Origin of the sequence: Pseudomonas sp. Sample_24, from assembly GCF_004307605.1 — a bacterium.
GTDB lineage: Bacteria > Pseudomonadota > Gammaproteobacteria > Pseudomonadales > Pseudomonadaceae > Aquipseudomonas.
The window spans coordinates 1-3,662 of the sequence record NZ_RCNW01000020.1 but is presented as its reverse complement, the minus strand read 5'-3'; the positions used below and the strand labels follow the sequence as shown (position 1 = coordinate 3,662).

The following is a 3,662-nucleotide window of genomic DNA, read 5'->3' as shown; positions in this document are numbered from 1 at the left end:
CGCACACAGCTGTTGAACTTCTTCAAGCTAGACGATGAACGCCGTCTGGTCGACCTGCCGGGCTACGGTTATGCAAAAGTACCGATCCCGCTCAAGCAACATTGGCAGCGTCACCTGGAAGCCTATCTGGGCGGTCGCGAGAGTTTGAAAGGTTTGATTCTGATGATGGACATCCGTCATCCAATGACCGATTTCGACCTGCTCATGCTCGACTGGGCCGTAGCCGCTGGCATGCCGATGCACATTTTGCTGACCAAAGCCGACAAGCTGACCTACGGCGCCGCCAAGAACACACTGCTGAAAGTGCAGTCGGAAATCCGCAAGGGCTGGGGTGATCTGGTGACTATTCAGCTCTTTTCGGCGCCAAAACGCCTGGGTCTGGAAGAGGCCTACACGGTATTGGCAGGCTGGATGGAGCTGGCGGACAAGGGTGCCGAGGCCGAGGCCCAGTAAGCGTCGAAAACTGCCTGTGGCGCGCTCAGGCAGTTTTCTACGGGCAAAAAAAACCCCGGACTTCTATGGGGAGGGGGAAGTTCCGGGGTTCAAGTTCTAGACCGCTAGGGCGGGGTCCAGATATCTGCCAACACTTAACACAACATAGGAGCATCGAAGGGCTTCACCAGCCATTCAGTAACTCTGAGTGGCATTTCTCCAGATTAGTTCAGATTTTTTTCAAATGCTTTGGAATAACCCCGAGCATTTTCCGGACTAAGCGCTCTTCGAACCGCCCGCCGCGGCACTATGCCGCAGCAGGCGTGGCTCTTTTTTCATTGGCTCAATGCGCCTCATCCCAGTTATTACCTACGCCGACTTCCACCAGCAATGGAACATTGAGCTGCGCGGCACCACTCATGTGCTTACGAATGTCAGAGCTGACCTGATCGACCAGGTCTTCACGTACTTCAAGAACCAATTCATCGTGCACTTGCAGAATGACTTTGGCGTCGAGGCCGGACGAAGCCAGCCATTCGTCCACGGCCACCATGGCTTTCTTGATGATGTCCGCCGCCGTACCTTGCATCGGTGCGTTGATTGCCGTGCGTTCGGCGGCGGCGCGTTCCTGTGGTTTATTGGAGTTGATCTCGGGCAGGTACAAGCGTCGTCCGAAGAACGTCTCCACATAACCTTGCTCCGCCGCCTGAGCACGGGTGCGGTCCATGTATTGGCGAACACCCGGGTAACGGGCGAAGTACGTATCGATGTACGCCTTGGCAGTCTTGGTATCGACGCCAATGTCTTTACCGAGTTTCTGCGCACCCATGCCGTAGATCAGGCCAAAGTTGATCGCCTTGGCGCTGCGACGCTGATCGGAAGTCACGTCAGCAAGCTCGACCTTGAAAACTTCGGCGGCAGTGGCGGTGTGCACGTCCAGATTGTGGCGGAAAGCGTTTTTCAAGCCTTCGTCGCCCGAGAGGTGGGCCATGATCCGCAATTCGATCTGCGAATAGTCCGCCGCCAGCAATTTGTAGCCGGTCGGCGCCACGAACGCCTGGCGGATGCGCCGTCCTTCAGCGGTGCGCACCGGGATGTTCTGCAGGTTCGGATCGCTGGAAGACAAGCGCCCTGTAGACGCCACCGCCTGATGATACGAGGTGTGAATCCGCCCGGTACGAGGGTTGATCTGCTCCGGCAGGCGGTCGGTGTAGGTGCTTTTCAGCTTGCTCATGGAACGATATTCCATCAGCACTTTAGGCAACCGGTAATCGTCCTCGGCCAGTTTCGCCAGCACTTCTTCAGCGGTGGACGGCTGACCCTTGGCGGTTTTCTTCAGCACCGGCAGTCCGAGTTTTTCGTAGAGAATCACCCCCAGCTGCTTCGGCGAACCCAGGTTGAATTCTTCGCCGGCAATCTCAAAGGCTTCGCGCTCCAGCGCGACCATCTTGTCGCCCAGTTCGATGCTCTGCACGCCAAGCAGCGCAGCGTCGACGAACGCGCCTTGGCGTTCGATGCGCGCCAGCACCGGTACCAGCGGGATTTCGATGTCGGTCAGCACGCTGGCCAGGCTCGGGATCGCCGTGAGCTTCTCGAACAGCGCCTGATGCAGACGCAACGTGATGTCGGCGTCTTCGGCTGCATACGGGCCGGCCTGTTCCAGAGCGATCTGGTCGAACGTCAGTTGTTTCGCGCCTTTGCCGGCAATGTCCTGGAAGCTCACGGTGGTGTGACCCAGGTACTTCAGGGCCAGGCTGTCCATGTCATGGCGGGTGGCCGTGGAATTAAGCACGTAGGACTCGAGCATGGTATCGAAGGCAATGCCGCGCACGGTGATGCCATTGGCCTGATCGCCGCCGATGGCGCAATTGGCCAGGATGTTCATGTCGAACTTGGCGTGCTGGCCGACCTTGAGTTTGTTCGGGTCTTCCAGAATCGGCTTGAGCGCACGCAGGACGGTATCGCGATCCAGTTGCTCGGGCACGCCGATGTAGGAGTGGGTCAGCGGGATGTAAGCCGCTTCGTTAGGCTGTACCGCGAACGACAGGCCAACCAGTTGCGCCTGTTGCGCATCGATACCGGTGGTTTCGGTGTCGAACGCGAACAATTTGGCATTGTTCAGTTTCTCCAGCCAGACATCGAAACGCGCCTGATCGAGGATGGTTTCATAAGCGGCTTCGGCGACGGGGGCCGGTGCTTCGACTTCGGGTGCGCTGAACAGATCAGCGACTGGCGCAGGCTCGTCGGCGGCACTGCTCAGTTCGAGTCTTTTGGCGTCGCGATCGAGGTCATTCAACCAACTTTTGAATTCCAGCAGGGTATACAGCTCGTAGAGTTTGTCTGGATCTTCCGCGCCCATTTTCAGGTCATCAAGGCCGATGTCCAGCGGCACGTCGACCTTGATGGTCGCCAGTTGATAGGACAAAAATGCCATCTCCTTGTGCTCTTCGAGCTTGGCCGGCAGGGTCTTGGCACCGCGAATCGGCAGGGTCGGCACGATGTCGAGCTGCGCGTAGAGCTCGGTCAGGCCACCGTTGACGCCGACCAGCAGGCCGGAAGCGGTCTTCGGACCGATGCCCGGAACGCCCGGAATGTTGTCGGACGAATCGCCCATGAGCGCCAGGTAATCGATGATCTGCTCGGGAGCGACGCCGAATTTCTCCTTCACGCCCTCCACGTCCATGCTGCTACCGGTCATGGTATTGACCAAGGTAATGTGGCCGTCGACCAGTTGCGCCATGTCCTTGTCGCCGGTGGAAATGATCACCGGGCGATCTGCCGCGGCGCTGCTGCGGGCCAGCGTGCCGATCACGTCATCGGCCTCGACGCCTTCGACGCACAACAGCGGGAAGCCCAGGGCGATCACGCTCTGGTGTAGCGGCTCGATCTGTACGCGCATGTCATCGGGCATGCTCGGGCGGTTGGCCTTGTACTCAGCGTACATGTCATCGCGAAAAGTCCCACCCTTGGCGTCGAACACCACGGCGAACGGACTGTCCGGGTACTGCTTGCGCAGGCTCTTGAGCATGTTCAACACGCCCTTGACCGCACCGGTCGGCAGGCCTTTGGACGTGGTCAGCGGTGGCAGCGCGTGAAAGGCGCGGTACAGGTAAGAAGAACCGTCCACCAGGACGAGGGGGGCTTGGCTCATGAGCAGGATCAACCTTTTCGGCGGGTCCGGCGCTAGAATAGCGGGACCGTTGACGACAAAGGGACAAGGTTATCATGCG

The 3,662-nt window shown here is 58.8% G+C and carries 2 protein-coding genes; one reads left to right on the top strand and one right to left on the bottom strand.

The window, feature by feature from the left end; all coding sequences use genetic code 11:
* The coding region (yihA, locus tag D8V06_RS00860; protein ID WP_130930275.1) for a ribosome biogenesis GTP-binding protein YihA/YsxC at positions 1–453 on the top strand (453 nt) is incomplete at its 5' end.
* Positions 454–775: 322 nt separating this feature from the next.
* On the opposite strand, the gene polA is transcribed toward yihA, so the two are convergent.
* Positions 776–3,583: a DNA polymerase I gene (polA, locus tag D8V06_RS00855; protein ID WP_130930274.1), complete on the bottom strand. Its 2,808-nt coding sequence runs from the start codon at positions 3,581–3,583 to the stop codon at positions 776–778.
* Positions 3,584–3,662: the final 79 nt, after the last annotated feature.